This window comes from Oceanobacter sp. 4_MG-2023, assembly GCF_030689165.1.
Taxonomy (GTDB): domain Bacteria; phylum Pseudomonadota; class Gammaproteobacteria; order Pseudomonadales; family Oceanobacteraceae; genus Oceanobacter.
This window is the reverse complement of the sequence record NZ_JAUYVV010000006.1, coordinates 1-19,208: the sequence shown is the minus strand read 5'-3', so window position 1 is coordinate 19,208 and position 19,208 is coordinate 1. Positions and strand designations below refer to the sequence as shown.

Below are 19,208 nucleotides of genomic sequence, written 5' to 3'. Positions count from 1 at the left end.
TTTCTGGGCGGTGTTGACGGATGCTCACGGGTTCAAAAGATTACCTTCAGATTTGGCTGGTTAATAAATCTGGCCCTATCTTGCAGCATGGGTGTTTCTCTATGAGGCGGGTTTTGGCGGATTAATTGATATGCTGCACATTAATGGTGCGCGAGGGCGCTAAAAGTCTGGAATTGGTGCCTTTGTAGCAAGGGTTAATTGCGGTTGCCTGATATGGCGTATGATGCGCCAGAATGGCCTCTGTGGCGGCTTGCAGTCATGCATGGGTAATGGTTTACTTTGAGCACTTTGTAGTCTTTTCAGAGTGACCCAGTGCTTGCCAGCCTGGCGTCAATTCCTCATTAACCTGATGGCAAATTTCAGGAGCTGTATGTCTATCGAGTGGAAGGATTACGCACCGGGCGAGTTCTACGATGAACTTTTCAGCGCACCCGGATGCGCGCGTGAACCTGCTGAAGCACTTATTTCCTATCTGGAATCATTCTCGGATGAAGATGTGAATTCGCGCAAAATTGCGGCCGAATCGACCATTAAGGAAATGGGTGTTTCATTTACGGTATACACAGAAGGTGGGAATATCGACCGGGCCTGGCCCTTTGATATTCTTCCCCGGGTAATTTCAAAGAATCAATGGGATAAGACGGCCGCCGGTCTGAAACAGCGTTTGCGGGCATTAAACCTCTTTATTGATGATTTGTACCACGATCAGAAGATTCTCAAAGATGGTGTGGTACCGGAATTTATACTTAAACAGTCGGTCAATTATCGCAAGGAATGCGAAGGCATCAGCCCTCGTTTTGGTGTGTGGGCCCATATTTGTGGCACCGATCTGGTGCGTGACGGGGATGGCCAGTTTTATGTGCTGGAAGATAACCTGCGCGTACCATCGGGCGTATCCTATATGCTGGAAAACCGCTCCATCATGAAGCGGGTTATTCCGGAAGTATTTGAAAAAGTCAGCATTGCTCCTGTGGGCGATTACCCTGAGCACTTGTTTGAGACCCTGGCCGCCCTGTCACCACGTGAAGTCGAAAAACCGGTCGTCGTGGTTCTGACGCCAGGGATTTACAACTCCGCGTATTTTGAACACGCCTTTCTGGCACAGCGCATGGGTGCCGAGCTGGTTGAAGGCAGTGACCTGATGGTGACTGAAGACGACTGCGTCTACATGAAAACCATCGCCGGTCTGGAACGGGTCGACGTGATCTATCGCCGTATCGATGATTTGTTCCTCGATCCGGAAGTGTTCCACCCCGATTCAACGCTGGGTGTTCCTGGTCTGATGCGTGCCTGGCGTGCCGGTAATGTCGCCCTGGCGAATGCACCGGGCGCAGGTGTGGCGGATGACAAGGTGGTGTATGCCTTTGTTCCGGCTATCATCAAGTATTATCTGGGTGAAGAGCCATTGATTCCCAATGTGGAAACCTTTTTGTGTTATGACGATGTCCAGCGTCAGCACGTGTTGGAGAACCTCGACAAACTGGTGGTTAAACCCGCCAATGAGTCCGGTGGTTATGGCATGTTGATTGGGCCACATTCCACCAAGAAAGAGCGCGAAACCTTTGCCGATCTGATCAAGGCCAACCCGCGTAACTACATTGCCCAGCCAACGCTGGCCTTGTCGACCTCGCCAACACTGGTGGGCAAAAACAAGGTTGAACCCCGTCACCTGGATCTGCGGCCGTTTGTACTGCAGTCCCGCGACAGCTATGTCACTACCGGTGGCTTGACCCGGGTTGCCATGAAAAAAGGTTCTCTGGTGGTTAATTCTTCTCAGGGTGGCGGCAGCAAGGACACCTGGATTGTCGATACAGGAACAGGAATCGAATAATGCTATCGAAAGTTGCAGAACGTATTTACTGGTCCGCTCGCTATCTGGAGCGGGTTGAAAGCACAGCGCGACTGCTGAGCATTTATGACAAGCTGTTGTTTGACATGCCTCGGCGGGTCAATCTGGGCTGGTACAATCTTATTGTGATCAACAGCCTGGAAGACGACTACAATAGTCGGTATTCCGTTCGTGATGAGCGTAATGTGGTGAAGTTCCTGCTGGGTGATGACACCAACCCTTGTTCGATAGTGAATTCTTTGCGAGCGATTCGTGAGAATATCCGTACGACACGGGATGTGATTCCAGCGGAAGCCTGGGAACTGGTCAACGAGCTGAGCATGTTTGTGCAAGAGAATCTGTCTCTTGGCATTAACCGCAGTATGCGTCACGAGTTCCTGGAGAGCATCATCAAGTCCTGCCAGCAAATTGTTGGCTTGCTGTACGTCAATATGACCCGGGACGAAGGCTGGGACATGTTGTTGATGGGGCAAAACCTGGAACGGGCAGACATGACTTCCCGTAACCTGGATGCTGCTATTGCTGCGATCCATCAGGTGGCTGATGATGAATACGCCGTTAACAGTCGTCAGATTATCTGGGGTAATGTGCTGCGCTCATTAAATGCCGACCAGCCGTTCCGCCGTACCATGCGCTCAGCCATCAAGGGAACGCCGGTGGTCACGTTTCTGTTGGGCGATGAGCAGTTTCCCCGGTCCATTGCATTTTGTTTGAAAAAAATCGTGGCAAGCTCGGATTGTTTGCCTAAAGGTGAGGGTGTGATTGCTCGCACCCGACTGATTTGTGACGAAGTGGCGGCGGACCTGGAAGCTGAAGAATTTAATGTCGCTTTCCGTGAAGATCTGAATGAACTGCAATTGTCACTGGCAGATGTTCATGACCTGATACAAAAAACCTGGTTCCTGTCGGATCAATAGCGAAGTCCCAACCGGCATCAGGGATGAAAATGAAATGCTGGTCTGGCGATGCCGGCCAGCATTTATAATGATATTCAGAGATTTCCTATTTCGGGAGCAGTTATGACTATCCGTGTTGCGATTCAGCACAACACATACTACGACTTCGACCGGCCTGTTTCACTGTCACCCCATGTGGTTCGACTGCGTCCAGCGCCTCATTGTCGTACACCTATTGAAGCGTATAGCCTCAAGGTTCAGCCAGAAGAGCATTTTATCAACTGGCAACAGGATGCTTATGGCAACTACCTGGCTCGATTGGTATTTCCCGAGAAGACCCGCAAGTTCTCGGTAGAGGTTGAAGTCATTGCCGATATGACGGTTGTGAATCCGTTTGACTTTTTCCTGGAAGAAGATGCGGAAGAGTTTCCATTCGAATACGACAAGCAAACCAAAAAAGAACTGCAGCCTTATCTGGAGCTGGAGCCACAAGGACCGGCTTTCGAAAAGTTTCTGGCTGGTATCTCGACAGAAAAACGCCGCACCATCGACTTTCTGGTCGACGTCAATTCCCAGCTGGAACAGCTGATTGACTACACCATTCGTATGGAGCCAGGCGTCCAGACACCGGAAGAGACGCTGGAAAAACACCTCGGCTCCTGTCGTGACAGTGCCTGGCTGATGGTGCAAGCCGTGCGTCATCTGGGTATGGCGGCGCGGTTTGCTTCCGGTTATCTGGTGCAGTTGACTTCAGACGAAAAGTCACTCGACGGCCCTTCCGGCCCGGAAGAAGACTTTACCGACCTGCACGCCTGGTGCGAAGTTTATCTGCCAGGAGCAGGCTGGGTTGGTCTGGATCCTACTTCCGGGCTGTTTGCCGGTGAGGGCCATATTCCTCTGGCCTGTACACCACACCCGGTATCGGCAGCCCCGATCAATGGTTTCACCGACAAGTGCGAAGTGGAGTTTGACTTCAAGAACGACGTGACCCGCTTCCATGAAGACCCTCGTGTCACCAAGCCGTACACCGATGCCGAATGGGCCGATGTGCTGTCACTGGGCGACAAGGTCGACGCCTTGCTGGAAGAAAACGATGTCCGGCTGACCATGGGGGGTGAGCCAACTTTCGTATCGATTGATGATATGGAATCGGCCCAGTGGAACACCGAAGCCCTGGGTGCCCACAAGCTGAGTCTGGCCAAAACCCTGCTGTTGAAATTGCGTGACCGTTTTGCTCCGCAAGGCATGCTGCATTACGGCCAGGGCAAGTGGTATCCCGGCGAAGAAGTTCCCCGTTGGGCACTGGGTGTGTTCTGGCGGACCGATAACGAACCGATGTGGACACGCCCCGAGCTGTTGGCCCGGGTCGATAAAGACTACGGCCACACCGAAAAAGACGCAGGCCGGTTTGCTACCCTGTTGTCGGAAAAACTGGGTCTGTCTGACGAATATGTGCAAGCGGCGTATGAAGACGGCTTGCATTACCTGCTTGAAGAACAGAACCTGCCGGTCAACCTGGATTCTGAAATTGCAGAAGCCAAGGATGAGCTGGCCCGTCGCCGTCTGGCTCGTGTGCTGGATCAGGGGCTGAATACCCCTACCGGTTTTGTTGTGCCGGTCGAGTGGGACTTTTATGGCCAGAGCTGGCGCTCCAGCGTGTGGGAATTACGCCGTGGCCGCATTACGCTGATACCGGGTGATTCACCCATGGGTCTGCGTTTGCCATTGCAAGGGCTGCCATGGTCAGAAGAAGTACCGCTGCCACAGGAAGCCGACCCGTTCCGCACCACAGAAGCGCTGCAAAGTCGCGAAGACATTATCAGCAACTTTACGGCAACAGTTGCGGAGCCGATTGCGGAACAGGTTGTCTCGGACGAACAGTCACAGCAACAACGCACTGACGATGACGACCAGTCCGAAACCTACTGGCGTAATCTGGTACGGACGGCAATGTGTATCGAGGCCCGTGGTGGCAAGATTCATATTTTCCTGCCACCACTGCCGTATCTGGAAAGCTACGTTGCCTTGCTCACCATGATCGAGGAAACCGCTGCTGAGCTGGAGATGCCGATCATTATCGAAGGCTATGAGCCTCCACGTGACTGGCGGATGCAGAAATTGCTGGTTACACCGGACCCTGGTGTTATCGAGGTGAATATTCACCCGGCCGACAACTGGCGCGATATGATGCATACCATGAACGAACTGTATCAGGCGGCTCGTGAGTCGCGCCTGGGAACAGAGAAATTCATGTTGGATGGCCGTCACTCCGGTACCGGCGGTGGTAACCACATCACTTTGGGTGGTAAAACACCGGCAGACAGCCCGATGCTCCGTCGTCCCGATCTGCTCCGCAGCTTCGTGACCTATTGGCAGCATCACCCGAGCTTGTCCTACCTGTTTTCGGGTGCTTTTATCGGCCCGACCAGTCAGGCACCTCGTGTGGACGAAGGCCGTGATGAAGGCTTGTATGAGCTGGAAATCGCTTTCCAGCAAATGCCGGAAGGTGAGTCCGCCTTGCCATGGCTGGTCGATCGTATCATGCGTAACCTGCTGATCGATGTGACCGGTAATACCCACCGGGCTGAATTCTGTATCGATAAACTGTTTGCACCGGGTAGCCCGTCAGGCCGTTTGGGGATTCTGGAATTCCGTGGCTTTGAAATGCCACCGCACAGCCGCATGGGTCTGGTGCAGGCGTTGCTGATCCGGGCCTTGCTGATCCGTTTCTGGAAAGATCCATACAAGCATGATCTGGTGCGCTGGAATACCCAGTTACACGACAAGTTCATGTTGCCGCACTACGTCTGGGAAGACGTCAAGGAAGTCGCCCAGGACCTGCAGGAACATGGTCTCGATTTCCGCGCCGAATGGCTGTTGCCGTTTGAAGAGTTCCGCTTCCCGCACTACGGTCGGGTTGAACTCGGTGATATCAAGATCGAATTACGCTGGGCCATCGAGCCATGGCATGTATTGGGTGAAGAAGTCTCCAGCTTCGGTACATCCCGTTATGTGGATTCTTCCGTGGAACGTTTGCAGGTCAAGGTCTATGGCATGACCAACAAGCGCTATGTACTGGCGTGTAATGGTCGTCGTGTACCACTGACCAGCACCGGTCGCCATGGCGAAATGGTTGCCGGGGTGCGTTACAAGGCATGGGCGCCACCGTCGGCGTTGCATCCAACCATTGGCGTGCAATCACCATTGGTGTTTGATCTGATTGATACCTGGAACGGTCGCTCCGTGGGTGGCTGTAGCTACCACGTATCGCATCCGGGTGGCCGCAGTTACGACACCTTCCCGGTGAACTCCTTTGAAGCGGAATCACGTCGGGTCAATCGTTTCTCGACACTGGATCATAGCCACGGTGAGTATTCACCCCGTCCGGATGTGGATGCTATTCGGGAGTTTTTCCCTCATAGCGAGCCACGTCCAATGGCTCCGCCACCGGAAGAGTCTCCGAACGACTATCCTTGTACGCTGGACTTGCGGCGGAAATAAATCAGGCTGGCTCCCCTCGCTGCTGAGGGGAGCAAACAAAGCTGAGACAATTTCCCCAATCTGACATAATGGTCGCTAATAAGCGGCCATTTTTTTGGTCTGAATTTTTAACGAGCATTTATTGAAATCCGCAGCGAGAACAAGCATGTCGCAGACTATGTCACAGGCCTCCGGGCCAGACAGCGATGATCTGATCTATCGTCATAATCCGGCGCTTCAGGATGAAGCTGTCGATGCCAATGGAGAGCTGCGCCCGCACTGGTCCTATCTTCTCGACAGCCTGAAAGAGCTGGGGCCAGCGTTATTTGATGAACGACAGTCAAAAGCGTTGCGTATTCTACGGGACGATGGGGCGACCTATAACATCTACAGCGACTCCAGCACGCCATCTCACACCTGGAATATGGATCTGGTTCCGTATGTGATTGGCAGTGAAGAGTGGGGCCGGATCGAGGCAGGCTTGCTGGAGCGGGCGGAGTTGTTCAATCTGCTGCTGCGCGACCTGTACGGTAATCGGGAGCTGATTCGTTCTGGTGTGATTCCGCCGGATGCCTTGTTTTGCCACCGTGGTTTTTTACGAGCCTGTAACGGTATCAAATTACCCGGTGAGCACGATCTGATTTTGCACTCGGTTGATCTGGTGCGTGGTGCCGATGGCCAGATGATGGCCATGGGTGATCGCGCCCAAAGCCCGAGTGGGGCCGGGTACTCGTTGGAAAACCGCAACGTGATGTCACGGGTTTTTCCTAGCCTGTTTCGCGATAGCCATGTACATCGGCTGGCGGCCTTTTTTCAGCGTTTACGTACCAAGCTGAATTCCTTGTCACCCAACAGCGCACCGCGTGTGGCTGTGATGACGCCAGGTGCCCATAACGAAACCTATTTTGAACATGCCTACCTGGCCAACTACCTGGGTTTTCATCTGGTTCAGAGTGATGACCTGGTCGTCCGTAATGGCTTTTTATGGATGAAATCTCTGGATGGCCTGAGCCGGGTCGATGTCTTGCTGCGCCGGGTAGACGACTGGTTTTGTGATCCGGTCGAATTACGGGGTGATTCCCGTCTCGGGGTGGCCAACCTGCTGGAAGTAGTGCGTGCCGGTAATGTGGTGGTGGCTAATCCACTGGGCTCCGGTATTCTCGAAAATCCGGTTTTTTTGCGTTATCTGCCTGGTATTGCCAAACATTTTCTTGGCCGTGAACTGCGTTTGCCATCGGTCGAAACCCACTGGTGTGGCCGTGAGGACGATCGGGCGTATGTGCTGGATCACTTGCATGAGCTGGTGGTCAAGCCGGTGTATCGTAATCTTGATAACCGCAGTTTGTACGGCCCGGAGCTGAGCGCAGAAGAAGCCCGCTCGCTGAAAGCCCGGATTGAGGCGGACCCGACCCAGTATGTGGCTCAGCCGGTCATGGAAGCCGCCCACGTCCCGTCGTTTGTTGACGGTGTGCTGAAACCACGTCCGGTAATTTTGCGCAGCTTTGCCGTCGCAACGGATACCTCGTATACCGTGATGCCCGGTGGCCTGACCCGTATCGGTCAGGACGAACGTTCATTCATGATTTCCAACCAGACCGGTGCCAAGAGCAAGGACACCTGGGTGATCGCTTCTGAGCCGGAGCGTATGGTGCATGATGAGCAGGTCGATGAGCCGGTCAGTCGCGAAGCCGACCTGATCAGCTTGCCCAGTCGGGTGGTGGAAAACCTGTTCTGGATGGGGCGTTATGCCGAGCGTGCCGAAGCCGCGCTGCGAATCCTGCGTACCGCCTTTATGATGTTGAACGGCGAAGAGCGAATCAGTGATATAACCCAGCATCAGTTGCTGCATGCGGTATCGATGATTACTGCCACACCGTCACGCTCCACTGATGAACAAACCGCAGAAGAAGCCTTGCGCGGCATTATCGAAAACGGCTCAGTATTACGCAGTATTTCCGGCAACCTTAATGCCATGCTTTATTGCGCAGAAGAGACCAAAGAGCTGTTGTCATCGGATACCTATCGTGTCATCAACGACATTCGTGATGCCCTGAATATGCTGGGGGTCAGTTTCTCGGGCAGCCTGGCATCGGCACCGGAAGAAGCCCTCGATCCCTTGGTAACCGCCTTGATGGCCTTGTCTGGCCTGACCCAGGAAAGCATGATCCGAGGCTTTGGCTGGCGCTTTATGGATATGGGACGGCGTCTCGAACGGGGTTATCAGATCGCCATTGCCATCGACAGTCTGATTGTTCCGGTGTTGTCGGAGTCGGATCAGAGCAAGCTCTGTGAGGCACTGCTGTTATCGCTGGAAGCCCTGATCAGCTATCGTCGCCGTTATCGTGCCCGTGTCGGTATTCAGACCAGTCTCGATCTGGTGATGATGGACCCGACCAATCCACGTTCGTTGATGTATCAGGTTGAGCAATTACGACAACATATCGGGGCGTTGCCAAAAACACCGACCCAGATGCACGAGTTGTCTGCGGATGAACGTCGTATCCTTGAATGTGAAACCTTGCTCAAGCTGTCATCACTGGCAGAGCTCAGCAAGGCTGACGGCTTCCAACGCAGCCATCTGGGTGAGCAAATGACCAAAATAGCCGACCAGTTAAGCGGCCTGAGTGAAATGATTACAGACAAATACTTTGATCACCGGGAAGCGTCACAGCAACTGGTTAACAGTACCTGGGAAAGCATCTAGTGTTATATCGCATTCGTCATACCACAGAATATGTGTACCACAGTCGGGTTTCCCACTGTTACAACATGGCCCACGTGACGCCACGGGACACCCTGCGTCAGCAGTGTCTGTCGACCCGTGTTGACGTCTTGCCCGGTGCGGCTTTTACCTCGAACCGGTGTGATTATTTTGGCAATAATGCCTATCACTTTGAAATACAGAAACCGCACAAAAAACTGGTGATCACCTCGACCAGCGAAGTGCGTACCAGTCTGCAAAAAGCCGCTCCAGAGCTGGAGCTGGGTATCAGCTGTCGTGATGCGCGGGAGGCGATGAGTTCATCCCGGGCACCGGAAGTCTTGTTGGCGCGGGAGTTTTTGCTGGACTCGCCGATGCTCAAGGCATCACAGACCCTGAAAGAATATGCCGATAGTCTGTTTGACGACAATACGCCGTTACTGACTGCCGTTATGAACCTGACCAGCAAGATCTATCAGGAGTTTGAATACTCTCCGGCGTCCACCACCATCGCCACTCCCTTGCAGGAAGTTCTTGAAAGCCGTCGTGGCGTTTGCCAGGATTTTGCGCATCTGCAAATTGCCATCTTACGATCGTTAGGTTTTGCAGCCCGTTACGTTTCTGGCTATCTGGAAACCCTGCCGCCACCGGGGCAGGAAAAAATGGTGGGTGCCGATGCTACCCACGCCTGGCTGGCGGTATACGCTCCCGGAGAAGGCTGGTTTGAATACGATCCAACCAATAACTGCATGGCCCATGAACAGCATATTGTCACAGCCTGGGGCCGCGACTTTTATGATGTGACGCCGCTGTGTGGCGTTATTTATGGTGGCGGCAGTAATCCGGTATTACGTGTTGCGGTTGATGTAACGCGCCTGACCTGAACGCCACTTTTGGTTGAATGTTTTCTCGTCGCAGGACAGAGCATGATTCGCACCCTGATGATCAACAGCAGCGGCCAGTCGTTCAGTGGCGGTGAAGAGCTGATACACGATTGGTGTGGCGACAATAACAGCCGACTCTGGCTGGACCTGACGTCGGAGGGGGCTGAAAAATATCATCAGGAACGGCAGTTGTTACTGGGCCTGGGGTGTCATGCCCTGGCTATCGAAGACGCCCAGCGCGATCGCCACCCGCCCAAATACGAAGCCTTTGAAGATCACGTCTTTATTCTGTATCGCGGTATTGCCCATTTCGACAGTGAGCTGCACTACCAGCCCCAGTCCGTGGCATTTTTTATCAGTGAGCGCTTGCTGATCAGTTACCATCCGTTGCCGACCGAAAGTATTAATCTGCTGATGACAGGTCATGGCGGCATTCATTTACAACGCTGCCCGGCCCAACTGGCGTTACGCATCATGCATACCTCCGCCGGTATGTACCTGGAGCATGTGCTGGCTTTTGAAGACCAGCTCAGTGATCTGGAAGATGCCTTGTACGAGCAGGGCACTGACGCCTTGATGCGTCAGTTAATGGGGTATCGTTCCCGGTTGGTGAAATTGCGGCGGGTGTTTAATTATCACCAAAGCATCACCGATGAATTAAAAACCAGTGATCTGGCGTTGTTTACACAACCAGATCTGGAGCTGGACCACACACTGAACGACTTGCATGACCGCTTTGAGCGGCTGGCCAGCCTGGTAGCGATGTTTTATGACATCTGTGGTGATCTGATTGATGGTTATCTTGCTGTTGCATCACACCAGCTTAACAACACCATGCGGGTGCTCACCGTGATTACCGCGATATTTATTCCGCTTGGGTTTCTGGCCGGTTTGTACGGCATGAACTTCGATTATATCCCCGAGCTGAAAGTCGCAAACGGCTATTTTATTTTGCTGGGAGTGATGGCGACTCTGGCCGTGGGGCTGTTGGTCTGGTTTCGCAAGTTACGCTGGTTATAACGCAGAGGTCAGGAGGCAATACCTGGATACCTGTCCGGTACCCATGGGACTGCGCTGAACAGGCCACGACTCTGCCCCAGCCTTGGGCCGGGACATGAAGCGTGGCGCTGAACGATTGCCAGATTTACATCACTCGCATGCCTGGCTGTGAACCTTCATTGGGTTCCAACAGGTAGATCTCGGAGCCACCTGGCCCGGCGGCCAACACCATACCTTCAGACAGGCCAAACTTCATTTTCCGGGGTGCCAGGTTGGCAACCATAATGGTGAGTTTGCCTTCAAGGTCTTCTGGCTGGTAGGCCGCCTTAATACCAGAGAAAACGTTGCGGGTCTCGCCGTTACCAATATCCAGCGTCAGTTGCAGCAGTTTGTCGGCACCTTCAACGTGGTCAGCCTTGACGATGCGGGCAACGCGCAGGTCGACCTTGGCGAAGTCGGGGAATTCGATGGTGTCGGCAATCACTTCGTTGCCATCTTCCCTGAGTTCAGGCCCTTTGGATTTTTTCTTCTTCTCTTGTTTACTTGTTTTGGCCGGGGCCGTGCTGGTTTCCGGCGTTGGTTGTTCACCGTTTTCGATCGCCAGTTCGGCCTTGGTTTCTTCCAGAATCGCAGTGACCTTGTCCATCTCGGCCCGGGCCAGCATGGGTTTGAACTTGTTGATCTCGTGGCCCAGCAGGATATTGCTGCGGGCTTCCCAGTCGAGGGAGTCGAGGTTCATGAACTGGCAGGTTTTTTCTGCCAGCTCAGGTAATACCGGAGTCAGGTAGGTCATCAGCTGGCGGAACAGGTTGAGGGCAACGGAGCAGACGTCGATAACTTCTTGCTGACGGCCTTCTTCCTTGTTCATGGCCCAGGGGGCTTTTTCCTGAATGTATTCGTTGGCACGATCGGCCAGAGCCATGATGTCTTTCATGGCTTTGCCGAAATCGCGTGCTTCGTAGTGGGCGGCAATCGGGGTTCCGGCGTCGATAAATTCCTGCACCATGGCTGGCTCAGCACAGCTGTCGCTGAGCTTGCCTCCGGCTTTGAAGACAAAGTTGGCGGTACGGCTGGCGATGTTGACCAGTTTGTTGACCAGGTCGGTGTTGGCGCGCTGGACGAAGTCTTCGAGATTGAGATCGAAGTCATCAACGCTGGAGCCCAGTTTGGCAGCAAAGTAGTAACGCAGGTAAGTCGGGTTCAGATGGTTGAGATAGGTGCGGGCCTTGATAAAGGTGCCTCGCGACTTCGACATTTTGGCACCGTTGACGGTGACAAAACCATGGGCGTTGACTGCCGTTGGAGTGCGGTAGTCTGCTGCACTGAGCATGGCTGGCCAGAACAGGGCATGGAAGTTGACGATATCCTTGCCGATAAAGTGGTACACCTCAGCGTCGGAACCAACTTTCCAGTAGTCGTCGAAGTTCAGGCCACGGGCCTGACCGGCGTCGGAGTTGCAAAGGTTTCTGAACGAGGCCATGTAGCCAATCGGTGCATCCAGCCAGACGTAGAAGTACTTGCCTGGAGCATCAGGAATTTCAAAGCCGAAGTAAGGAGCGTCACGGGAGATATCCCACTCTTGCAAACCGGAGTCCAGCCATTCAGCCAGCTTGTTGGCAATTTCCGGTTGCAGGGTGCCGGAGCGTGTCCAGTCCTTCAGAAAGGCATCAAAATCTTGCAGCTTGAAGAAATAATGCTCGGACTCTTTTTCAATCGGTGTGGCGCCCGAGATGGTGGAGTACGGGTTTTTGAGCTCTGCGGGTGTATAGGTTGCGCCGCACGCTTCGCAGTTGTCACCGTATTGGTCTGGCGTTGAACACTTGGGACAGTCACCCTTGATGTAGCGGTCGGCAAGGAAGATTTCTTTTTCCGGGTCGAATGCCTGCTTGATCGAGCGTACGGCAATGTGACCCTTGTCGCGCAGACGGGTGTATATCTGACAGGACAACTCACGGTTTTCTTCACTGTGGGTGCTGTGAAAGTTGTCAAAACCGATCTGGAAAGCGGCAAAGTCGGCTTCGTGTTCCGCCTTGACGGCAGCAATCTGGTCTTCCGGTGAGCGGCCTTCCTTTTCGGCGCGTAGCATGATCGCGGTGCCATGGGCGTCGTCAGCACAAACATAGGTGCACTGGTGACCACGGGACTTCTGGAAGCGAACCCAGATGTCGGTCTGGATGTATTCCAGCAGATGGCCGAGGTGAATGGAGCCGTTGGCGTAGGGCAGGGCGCTGGTGACCAGAATTTTGCGAGTGCTGTTTGTCATGGAAAGGGCTACCGGTGGAAAAACGGGTGGAAATCAAAGGGCGACATTGTAGCGGGTACAGAGAGGAGGTTCACCCTCGATGGTGAGGGTAATCCGTTGGCGGTGCGATTTATGGTGATGCCAGGAGTATCAGCAGGGTGGCACTGGCGCCACAATAAATCAGCCCCGCTTGCGCGGTCTGGGCCAGCAGGCTGTTTAATGCCCGACCGCGGAGGCTGTCGATACGGCGAATCAGATTCAGCACCGGTTTCAGACACAGTCCTGCTGGAAGCAGCATCAGCCAGGGGCAGGGCCAGGCGGCGACCAGGTGTACAAGCAAGGCCGCTATCATAACGCCAACAAACAGCCGCCGGGTGCGTGTTTCTCCCAGTCGGGCTGGCAGGGTGAGTTTGCCACTGGCCAGGTCGGTGGGAATATCACGCAGGTTGTTGACCAGTAATATGGCGACACTGAACAGTCCGGCGCTGGTGCCATACAACCAGGCGGTGACGGTCAACTCACCGGTTTGCAGCCAGTAGCTGCCCATTACCGCAATCCAGCCAAAAAATACCAGAACCGTAACCTCCCCCAGGCCCATGGAGGCCAGTGGCGCTGGCCCGGCACTGTAGGCAAAGACGGCGAGTAAGCAGGCGATGCCGATAAACAGTAAATTCCAGCTGGTCAGGGCAGCCAGTGTCAGACCGAACAAGGTGGCCAGCAGGGTAAAAATGGCCAGTGCAACCGCCATGGCCGCCGGAGTAATAAAGCCGGATTGCACCATTCGGGCCGGGCCGAGGCGGGCTTCGGTATCGACACCGCTGAGGCCATCAAACAGATCGTTGGCGAGATTGACGGCAATTTGCAGGGCAACGGCACAGAGTATGGCCAGGCCAAACAGCAGACCGTTGAGCTGGGTCTCGGTCGATGCCAGTGCAGTGCCCAATAGAATCGGGCCAATGGAAGCAGGGATGGTTTTCGGGCGAATGGCTAGCCACCAGTACGACACGCGGGATTCCTCAGAATATGGGGCTGTTATCGGAGTATGGTTGCGCGGAGTTATCAGGCCGCAGAAATGCAGAGCTTATAACAAAACCTTGAGTCAGGTGGCTTCTGGATTAATTGAATGAAGGCTAGAGTGGCACTTATATCAATCTGATCGTGAATAACAAAGAGAATCAATATGCAGCAGCTGGTCGCCCCTGTCATCCTTCCCATCGTCCTTGCCTTGATTATGTTTACCATGGGGTTGGGGTTGACCCGTCAGCATTTTGTCGCGGTGTGGCGTCAGCCAACAGTGTGCCTGATAGGCTTGTTCTTGCAGATAGTCTTGTTACCTGTCATTGCCCTGATCATTATTGTGTTGTTCAAATTACCCTTGATGGCCGGTGCCGGCCTGTTTCTGGTGGCGCTTTGCCCTGGTGGTGCCACGTCCAACATGCTGACTTTCCTGGCGCGCGGTAATGTGGCGCTGAGTATTTCTTTGACGGCGATGACGAGCCTGCTGGTGCCGTTTACCTTGCCGGTGTTATTTGCTGTGTATATGCAATTCGCCGGTGCGGAGATCAACCAGTTTGGTTTGCCTGTTGGTCTAATGATTGTTCAGTTGATGGTTGTGACACTGGTACCGGTTGTTCTGGGGATGACCTTGCGCCATTTCTGGACGCGGCTGGCGATGCAGGCCGAGCGACAGGTCAAGTTGGTGGCGACCTTCCTGATGTTACTGGTGATTGGGTTGTTACTGGTGGACAACTGGGGCGTTGTTGAAAAAATGGTGTCATTGACGGGCGTCGCGGTCATGACGTTAAGTGTGTCTGCGTTACTGCTGGCCTGGGTGATTACCCGGCAGTTATCTCTGAATGCATCAGACAGTCGTGCGATTACGATGGAAGTCGGCGTGCAGAATGCAGGAACGGCGATGATGGTGGCGTTAACGATATTGCATCAACCCGAGTTGGCCATTGTACCGCTGATGTATGGTTTGCTGATGAATATTCCGGTGTTTGGATTTATTGGCTGGGTGATCCGGGACGATGGTTCCGAACTGCAGCAAAAGGTCAGTTGATAGCTGGTAGCTGTTGCTGCACCCGACCGGTGGCAGAGTGCCACCGGGAGACGTTTGTTATGACGTGACGGGTTCTTTACGCGGGCTGTCCAGAGTGACTCTGACGGCCTTGACCATATTGTCCTTGAGCTGCAGGATCTCAAAACGATAGCGGCCAATACGCAGGCAGACCGGAGATTCCGGGATGTTTTCCAGAATTTCGACGATCAGACCGTTAATGGTTTTTGGACCATTGATCGGCAAGTCCCAGTGCATGGTCTTGTTCACATCACGAATAAAGGCCGTGCCATTGACAATAAAACTCCCGTCTTCCTGGGGATGTACATCGGGGGAGCTGGTCGACAGCACATCGGTGGTGAATTCACCGACGATTTCTTCAAGAATGTCTTCCAGTGTGCAAATGCCTTGTACATCACCGTATTCATCAACGACCAAAGCAATACGGCGCTGGTGGCTCTGAAAGTTGAACAATTGGGTGTGAAGTGGGGTGCTTTCCGGAATAAAGTACGGCTCGCGCGCTGCTGTTTCGATGTCTTCGCGGGTGAATTCGCCCTGACTCATTACCCGTGCTAGGGAGCGGGCATGAAGAATACCAATGATGTTATTGATATCGCCCCGGTAGATGGGTACTCGGGTATGCTGGGTGGTACGCAGTTGCTCGATAAGGATATCCATATCGTCATCGAGATCGATACCAAAAATTTCGTTGCGAGGCACCATGATGTCATTCACGGTCATCTTTTCGAGATCGAGAATGCTTAACAGCATGTGCTGGTGACGCTTGGGAATCATTGACCCGGCTTCCCGCACCACGGTGCGCAGCTCCTCGGTACTCAAATGATCGGAATGGGTATTGTGGACGTCGATACGAATCAGCTTCAGCAGACTGTTGGCAATGGCATTGACAAACCAGACAAAGGGGTGCAGAAGCCACTGCAGTCCCAGCAGGATGGGAGACGCAGGAAAGGCAATTTTTTCCGGCGCAATCGCCGCAAGGGTTTTGGGTGTCAGTTCGGCAAAAATCAGTACCACCAGAGTAAACAGGATGGTATTGACGAATACCGCAAGATCGGGGTTATCGGGCCATAGTCGTTGGCTGATAATAGTCGCCAGTGCCGCTGCGGCAAAGTTGACCAGGTTGTTGCCTGTGAGGATGGTGCCAATCAGACGATCGGGCTTTTCGAGTAATCTGGCGGCCAATTTGGCGCCCTTGTGATTGTTTTTCACCATATGCCGCAACCGGTAGCGGTTAAGCGACATCATGCCGGTTTCTGAACTGGAGAAGAATCCTGAAAAAATGATCAGTACCGCGAGTATGCCAAACAGCACACTTAAGGGAACTTCGTTCAAGACTGCGTCCTTTGACTATTATGATTCCGTCATCATAGGGTGCCCAAGTGGGCTGTCAACTGCAGAACGATACCGGCTTGATACAGCGGCTGTGTTTGGCTGCTGTCTACGGTGTATCTGGCGCTTTGACAGACGGGGTACTCCGGTCAGTCACGCCCTGAGTAGGACCGGTTTGAGGTCAGTTGGGATAACCCTTTGACAATCCTGAATACCGTCCAGATAAAAGTCCCCATAATAATCAGCCAGCCAATAATAATAAAAGAGGTCACAATCCCTATCACCATCATGCCCAGCCCCCACCAGAATACCTTGATGATATTGGCAAAGTGGTCTTCAAACAGAGAGCCTTGAAAATCACTGATTTTGGCCATGGCCCAGACGCCACCAATCACCCAGAACACGCCGGTAAAATAGCCGGCACCTAACAGGCAATAAGCAATCAGTGCCTGGGTTTTGGCATCATCGTCCAGTGGTGACAAGGGGGGGCGAGGGGGCTTGGAAGACGAAGTATCTGGATAGCCTGACATGGAAATCTCCTGAATGGTCTGTCTGGGATATTGGCAGCGGTTATTGGTTCATATCATGCCATGGCAATCCAGTCGGGTGTTGCGGCCAGACGCTGCAACCAGGCCTGAATGGCGGGATAGCGGTCAAGCTCAAAGCCGCCTTCATGTGCCACATGAGTATAGGCATAGAGGCTGATATCGGCATTAGTGATTTGGTCGCCACAGAGCCAGGGGGTGACGGCCAGTTGCTGTTCCATGATATCCAGGGCCCGGTAACCTCCCGATTGTTTGGCGCTATATTCGTCCTGTCGTTCGGCGGGCATTCCCTGATATTTGGCAATAAAGCGGGCAACGGCAATATAGGGCTCATGGCTGTATTGCTCAAAACATTGCCACTGCTGCATCTTGGCCAGGGTAAAGGTATCCGTTGGTAACAGGCTGGAACCGGCTGCCAGGTAGTTGATGATCGCGTTGGATTCACTCAGGGTGCGACCATCATCCAGCTCCAGGACCGGAATCTTGCCATTGGGGTTTTTGCGTAAAAAGGCCTGGGAGTGGGTATCACCGGCCAGGATATCCATCCGGACCCATTGATGCGGGATATTCAGCAGCGCACATACCAGCTGGATTTTGTAGCAGTTACCGGACTGGCTATCGCCGTAGATTTTCATCAGTACTCCTGATTGTCTGTGTTGTTTGGATCTGTTCGGAGGGCTGGCTGTTGTCAGCTGGCTCGCTGTCGCAAAATATCAAACTCACGGGGGCTGACAGGCATAACGGACAAACGGTTGCCGGTTTTTATCAGCCCCAACTCGGTGATCTCCGGCATGGCCTTGATGTCTTGCAACGGCAACACCCGTGGAAAAACCTGCGCCAGCTGGATGTCGACCTGATACCAGCGCGGCTTTTCCTGCGTGGCTTTCGGGTCGTAGTATCTGGATTCGGGATCAAACTGGCTGGGATCGACATAGCCAGCCCGCACCACTTCCGCCAGCCCGGCGATGCCAATTTCCTTGCAGCTGGAATGGTAAATAAAGACTTGATCACCCGGCTGTATCTCATCACGTAGAAAGTTGCGGGCTTGATAATTACGTACCCCGTCCCAGGGCTCTGTCTGTTTCGGTCGCGATGCCAGATCCTGGATGCTGAACGCTGTCGGTTCTGTTTTAAATAGCCAATAGTTCATAACGTGTCTGATGGGCAATGGTCGTCAGTCCTGATCATGACGGTGTTGTATGTCCAAGTACAGAACCAACCGTTGCTGGTTTGTGGGTCGTGATGACGGGAGTGTCAGCGGGTTACTGGCTGTTTTGGGCCGTGGTGTGTTTGGGGACGTGTTGTGAACAGGGGAAGGCCAATCGGGAGGGGTAATAATCAGGCACTGCTGGCTGCTGTCGTCAGTGCCTGTGGGTCTGAGCCGGCAATGGGCTAGTCGATGTATTTCAGGTCTTGCAGACGTTGACGAATTTTCAGGGTCAGCTTGTGGATATCTCCGGCCAGTTCTTTCTCCGCATCAGAATGATTGTCGGCCTGTACCAGGCTGATGATGGATGATGCCTTGTAGTGAAACATTTTATGGGTTGCTTTCAGGTCATTAAACGCTGCGTATTGGCCGAGGTACTTTTCGCCATCGGAATAAATCCATTTGCCCAGTTCGCACTCGTCGTCACAAGCAGCATGGGTTGGATCCAGTGTTTCGTGACTGTGACCGGAGATATAGGTTTCCAGCCGGGTCAGCCAGTTTTCGTGCGCAGCAATGGATACATCAATATCCAGCGATACACTGGCTCTCTTGGCTGCTTCCCTGGCATGGATAGCATCTTGATGATCGTGGCCAAATCCAAAAAAGTTCATCAATCTCATCGTCGTCTTCCCTTCGTGTCAGTTCTATCAAATCGTAGGATCGTGCAAATATTAAAATTCTAGGAGCATCGATCAGACCAATCAAACAGCCAGATCAATCATTGATTTGAAAAAGCCTGTTAATCGGTATTCATTCGGGGTAACGGCGATAATCAGCAGCGCAGCGGTGCTATTTTGACGGTCATTTATTGTTTGGGTTGCCATGATTATTGGACTGGTGCCGTATTGGAAGCCGCTGTTTTTGATTAATAATATGTTTGATCTTTTTGAAATAACAACTAGTACTATAGGGGACATTCATTTAATCCGGTGCTCACTCTGGGCTACCGGATGGTTTCGAATCACGAAGCCGACTTGCAGGCCTGACGGGTCAAGT

15 protein-coding genes are annotated in these 19,208 nt (G+C 53.2%); 7 read left to right on the top strand and 8 right to left on the bottom strand.

Annotation, left to right across the window (positions count from 1 at the left end):
- Positions 1 to 370 precede the first annotated feature (370 nt).
- The 6 genes from Q8W24_RS06125 (at position 371) to Q8W24_RS06100 (ending at position 10,830) form a co-directional block, all read left to right on the top strand.
- Complete coding sequence (locus Q8W24_RS06125; protein ID WP_303432076.1) at positions 371 to 1,831, top strand: circularly permuted type 2 ATP-grasp protein; 1,461 nt, start codon at positions 371 to 373, stop codon at positions 1,829 to 1,831.
- On the top strand, positions 1,831 to 2,766 hold the full coding sequence (locus tag Q8W24_RS06120) for an alpha-E domain-containing protein (RefSeq protein ID WP_303432075.1): 936 nt from the start codon (positions 1,831 to 1,833) through the stop codon (positions 2,764 to 2,766). Before Q8W24_RS06125 ends, Q8W24_RS06120 begins: the two co-directional genes overlap by 1 nt.
- 102 nt (positions 2,767 to 2,868) lie before the next feature.
- Positions 2,869 to 6,246 carry a DUF2126 domain-containing protein gene (locus Q8W24_RS06115; RefSeq protein WP_303432074.1) on the top strand — a complete coding sequence of 1,126 codons (3,378 nt, stop codon included), beginning with the start codon at positions 2,869 to 2,871 and terminating at the stop codon, positions 6,244 to 6,246.
- Between the two features lie 145 nt (positions 6,247 to 6,391).
- Entirely contained in the window at positions 6,392 to 8,929 is a 2,538-nt protein-coding gene (locus tag Q8W24_RS06110; protein ID WP_303432073.1) for a circularly permuted type 2 ATP-grasp protein, read from the top strand.
- Positions 8,929 to 9,810, top strand: a complete 882-nt coding sequence (locus Q8W24_RS06105; RefSeq protein WP_303432072.1) for a transglutaminase family protein — start codon at positions 8,929 to 8,931, stop codon at positions 9,808 to 9,810. The genes Q8W24_RS06110 and Q8W24_RS06105 overlap by 1 nt, the downstream gene beginning before the upstream one ends.
- Positions 9,811 to 9,852: 42 nt before the next feature.
- On the top strand, positions 9,853 to 10,830 hold the full coding sequence (locus Q8W24_RS06100) for a magnesium transporter CorA family protein (protein ID WP_305414547.1): 978 nt from the start codon (positions 9,853 to 9,855) through the stop codon (positions 10,828 to 10,830).
- 124 nt (positions 10,831 to 10,954) lie between these two features.
- On the opposite strand, the gene metG is transcribed toward Q8W24_RS06100, so the two are convergent.
- Together metG and menA are read right to left on the bottom strand one after the other, a co-directional pair.
- Positions 10,955 to 13,072 carry a methionine--tRNA ligase gene (gene metG, locus Q8W24_RS06095; RefSeq protein ID WP_305414548.1) on the bottom strand — a complete coding sequence of 706 codons (2,118 nt, stop codon included), beginning with the start codon at positions 13,070 to 13,072 and terminating at the stop codon, positions 10,955 to 10,957.
- A gap of 109 nt (positions 13,073 to 13,181) precedes the next feature.
- On the bottom strand, positions 13,182 to 14,057 hold the full coding sequence (menA, locus tag Q8W24_RS06090) for a 1,4-dihydroxy-2-naphthoate octaprenyltransferase (RefSeq protein WP_303432069.1): 876 nt from the start codon (positions 14,055 to 14,057) through the stop codon (positions 13,182 to 13,184).
- A 174-nt stretch (positions 14,058 to 14,231) separates the two neighbouring features.
- Between menA and Q8W24_RS06085 the strand changes: the two genes are divergently transcribed.
- On the top strand, positions 14,232 to 15,113 hold the full coding sequence (locus Q8W24_RS06085) for a bile acid:sodium symporter family protein (RefSeq protein ID WP_305451679.1): 882 nt from the start codon (positions 14,232 to 14,234) through the stop codon (positions 15,111 to 15,113).
- 57 nt (positions 15,114 to 15,170) lie between these two features.
- Here Q8W24_RS06085 and Q8W24_RS06080 read toward each other — a convergent pair whose 3' ends face one another.
- From Q8W24_RS06080 to Q8W24_RS06055, 6 genes are all read right to left on the bottom strand, one after another.
- Positions 15,171 to 16,463, bottom strand: a complete 1,293-nt coding sequence (locus Q8W24_RS06080) for an HlyC/CorC family transporter (RefSeq protein WP_303432067.1) — start codon at positions 16,461 to 16,463, stop codon at positions 15,171 to 15,173.
- A 146-nt stretch (positions 16,464 to 16,609) separates the two neighbouring features.
- Positions 16,610 to 16,990, bottom strand: coding sequence for a hypothetical protein (locus Q8W24_RS06075; protein ID WP_303432065.1), 381 nt, complete (start codon positions 16,988 to 16,990; stop codon positions 16,610 to 16,612).
- Between the two features lie 53 nt (positions 16,991 to 17,043).
- Positions 17,044 to 17,640, bottom strand: coding sequence for a glutathione S-transferase family protein (locus Q8W24_RS06070; protein ID WP_305451677.1), 597 nt, complete (start codon positions 17,638 to 17,640; stop codon positions 17,044 to 17,046).
- A gap of 53 nt (positions 17,641 to 17,693) precedes the next feature.
- The gene (locus Q8W24_RS06065) at positions 17,694 to 18,155 is read right to left on the bottom strand and encodes an EVE domain-containing protein (RefSeq protein ID WP_303432062.1); all 462 of its coding nucleotides are present in this window, start codon (positions 18,153 to 18,155) and stop codon (positions 17,694 to 17,696) included.
- A 242-nt stretch (positions 18,156 to 18,397) separates the two neighbouring features.
- Positions 18,398 to 18,832, bottom strand: a complete 435-nt coding sequence (locus Q8W24_RS06060; protein WP_305474747.1) for a CZB domain-containing protein — start codon at positions 18,830 to 18,832, stop codon at positions 18,398 to 18,400.
- Between the two features lie 81 nt (positions 18,833 to 18,913).
- Positions 18,914 to 19,129 (bottom strand): hypothetical protein, encoded by a 216-nt coding sequence (locus tag Q8W24_RS06055; RefSeq protein ID WP_305474745.1) that lies wholly within the window; start codon positions 19,127 to 19,129, stop codon positions 18,914 to 18,916.
- Positions 19,130 to 19,208 lie beyond the last annotated feature (79 nt).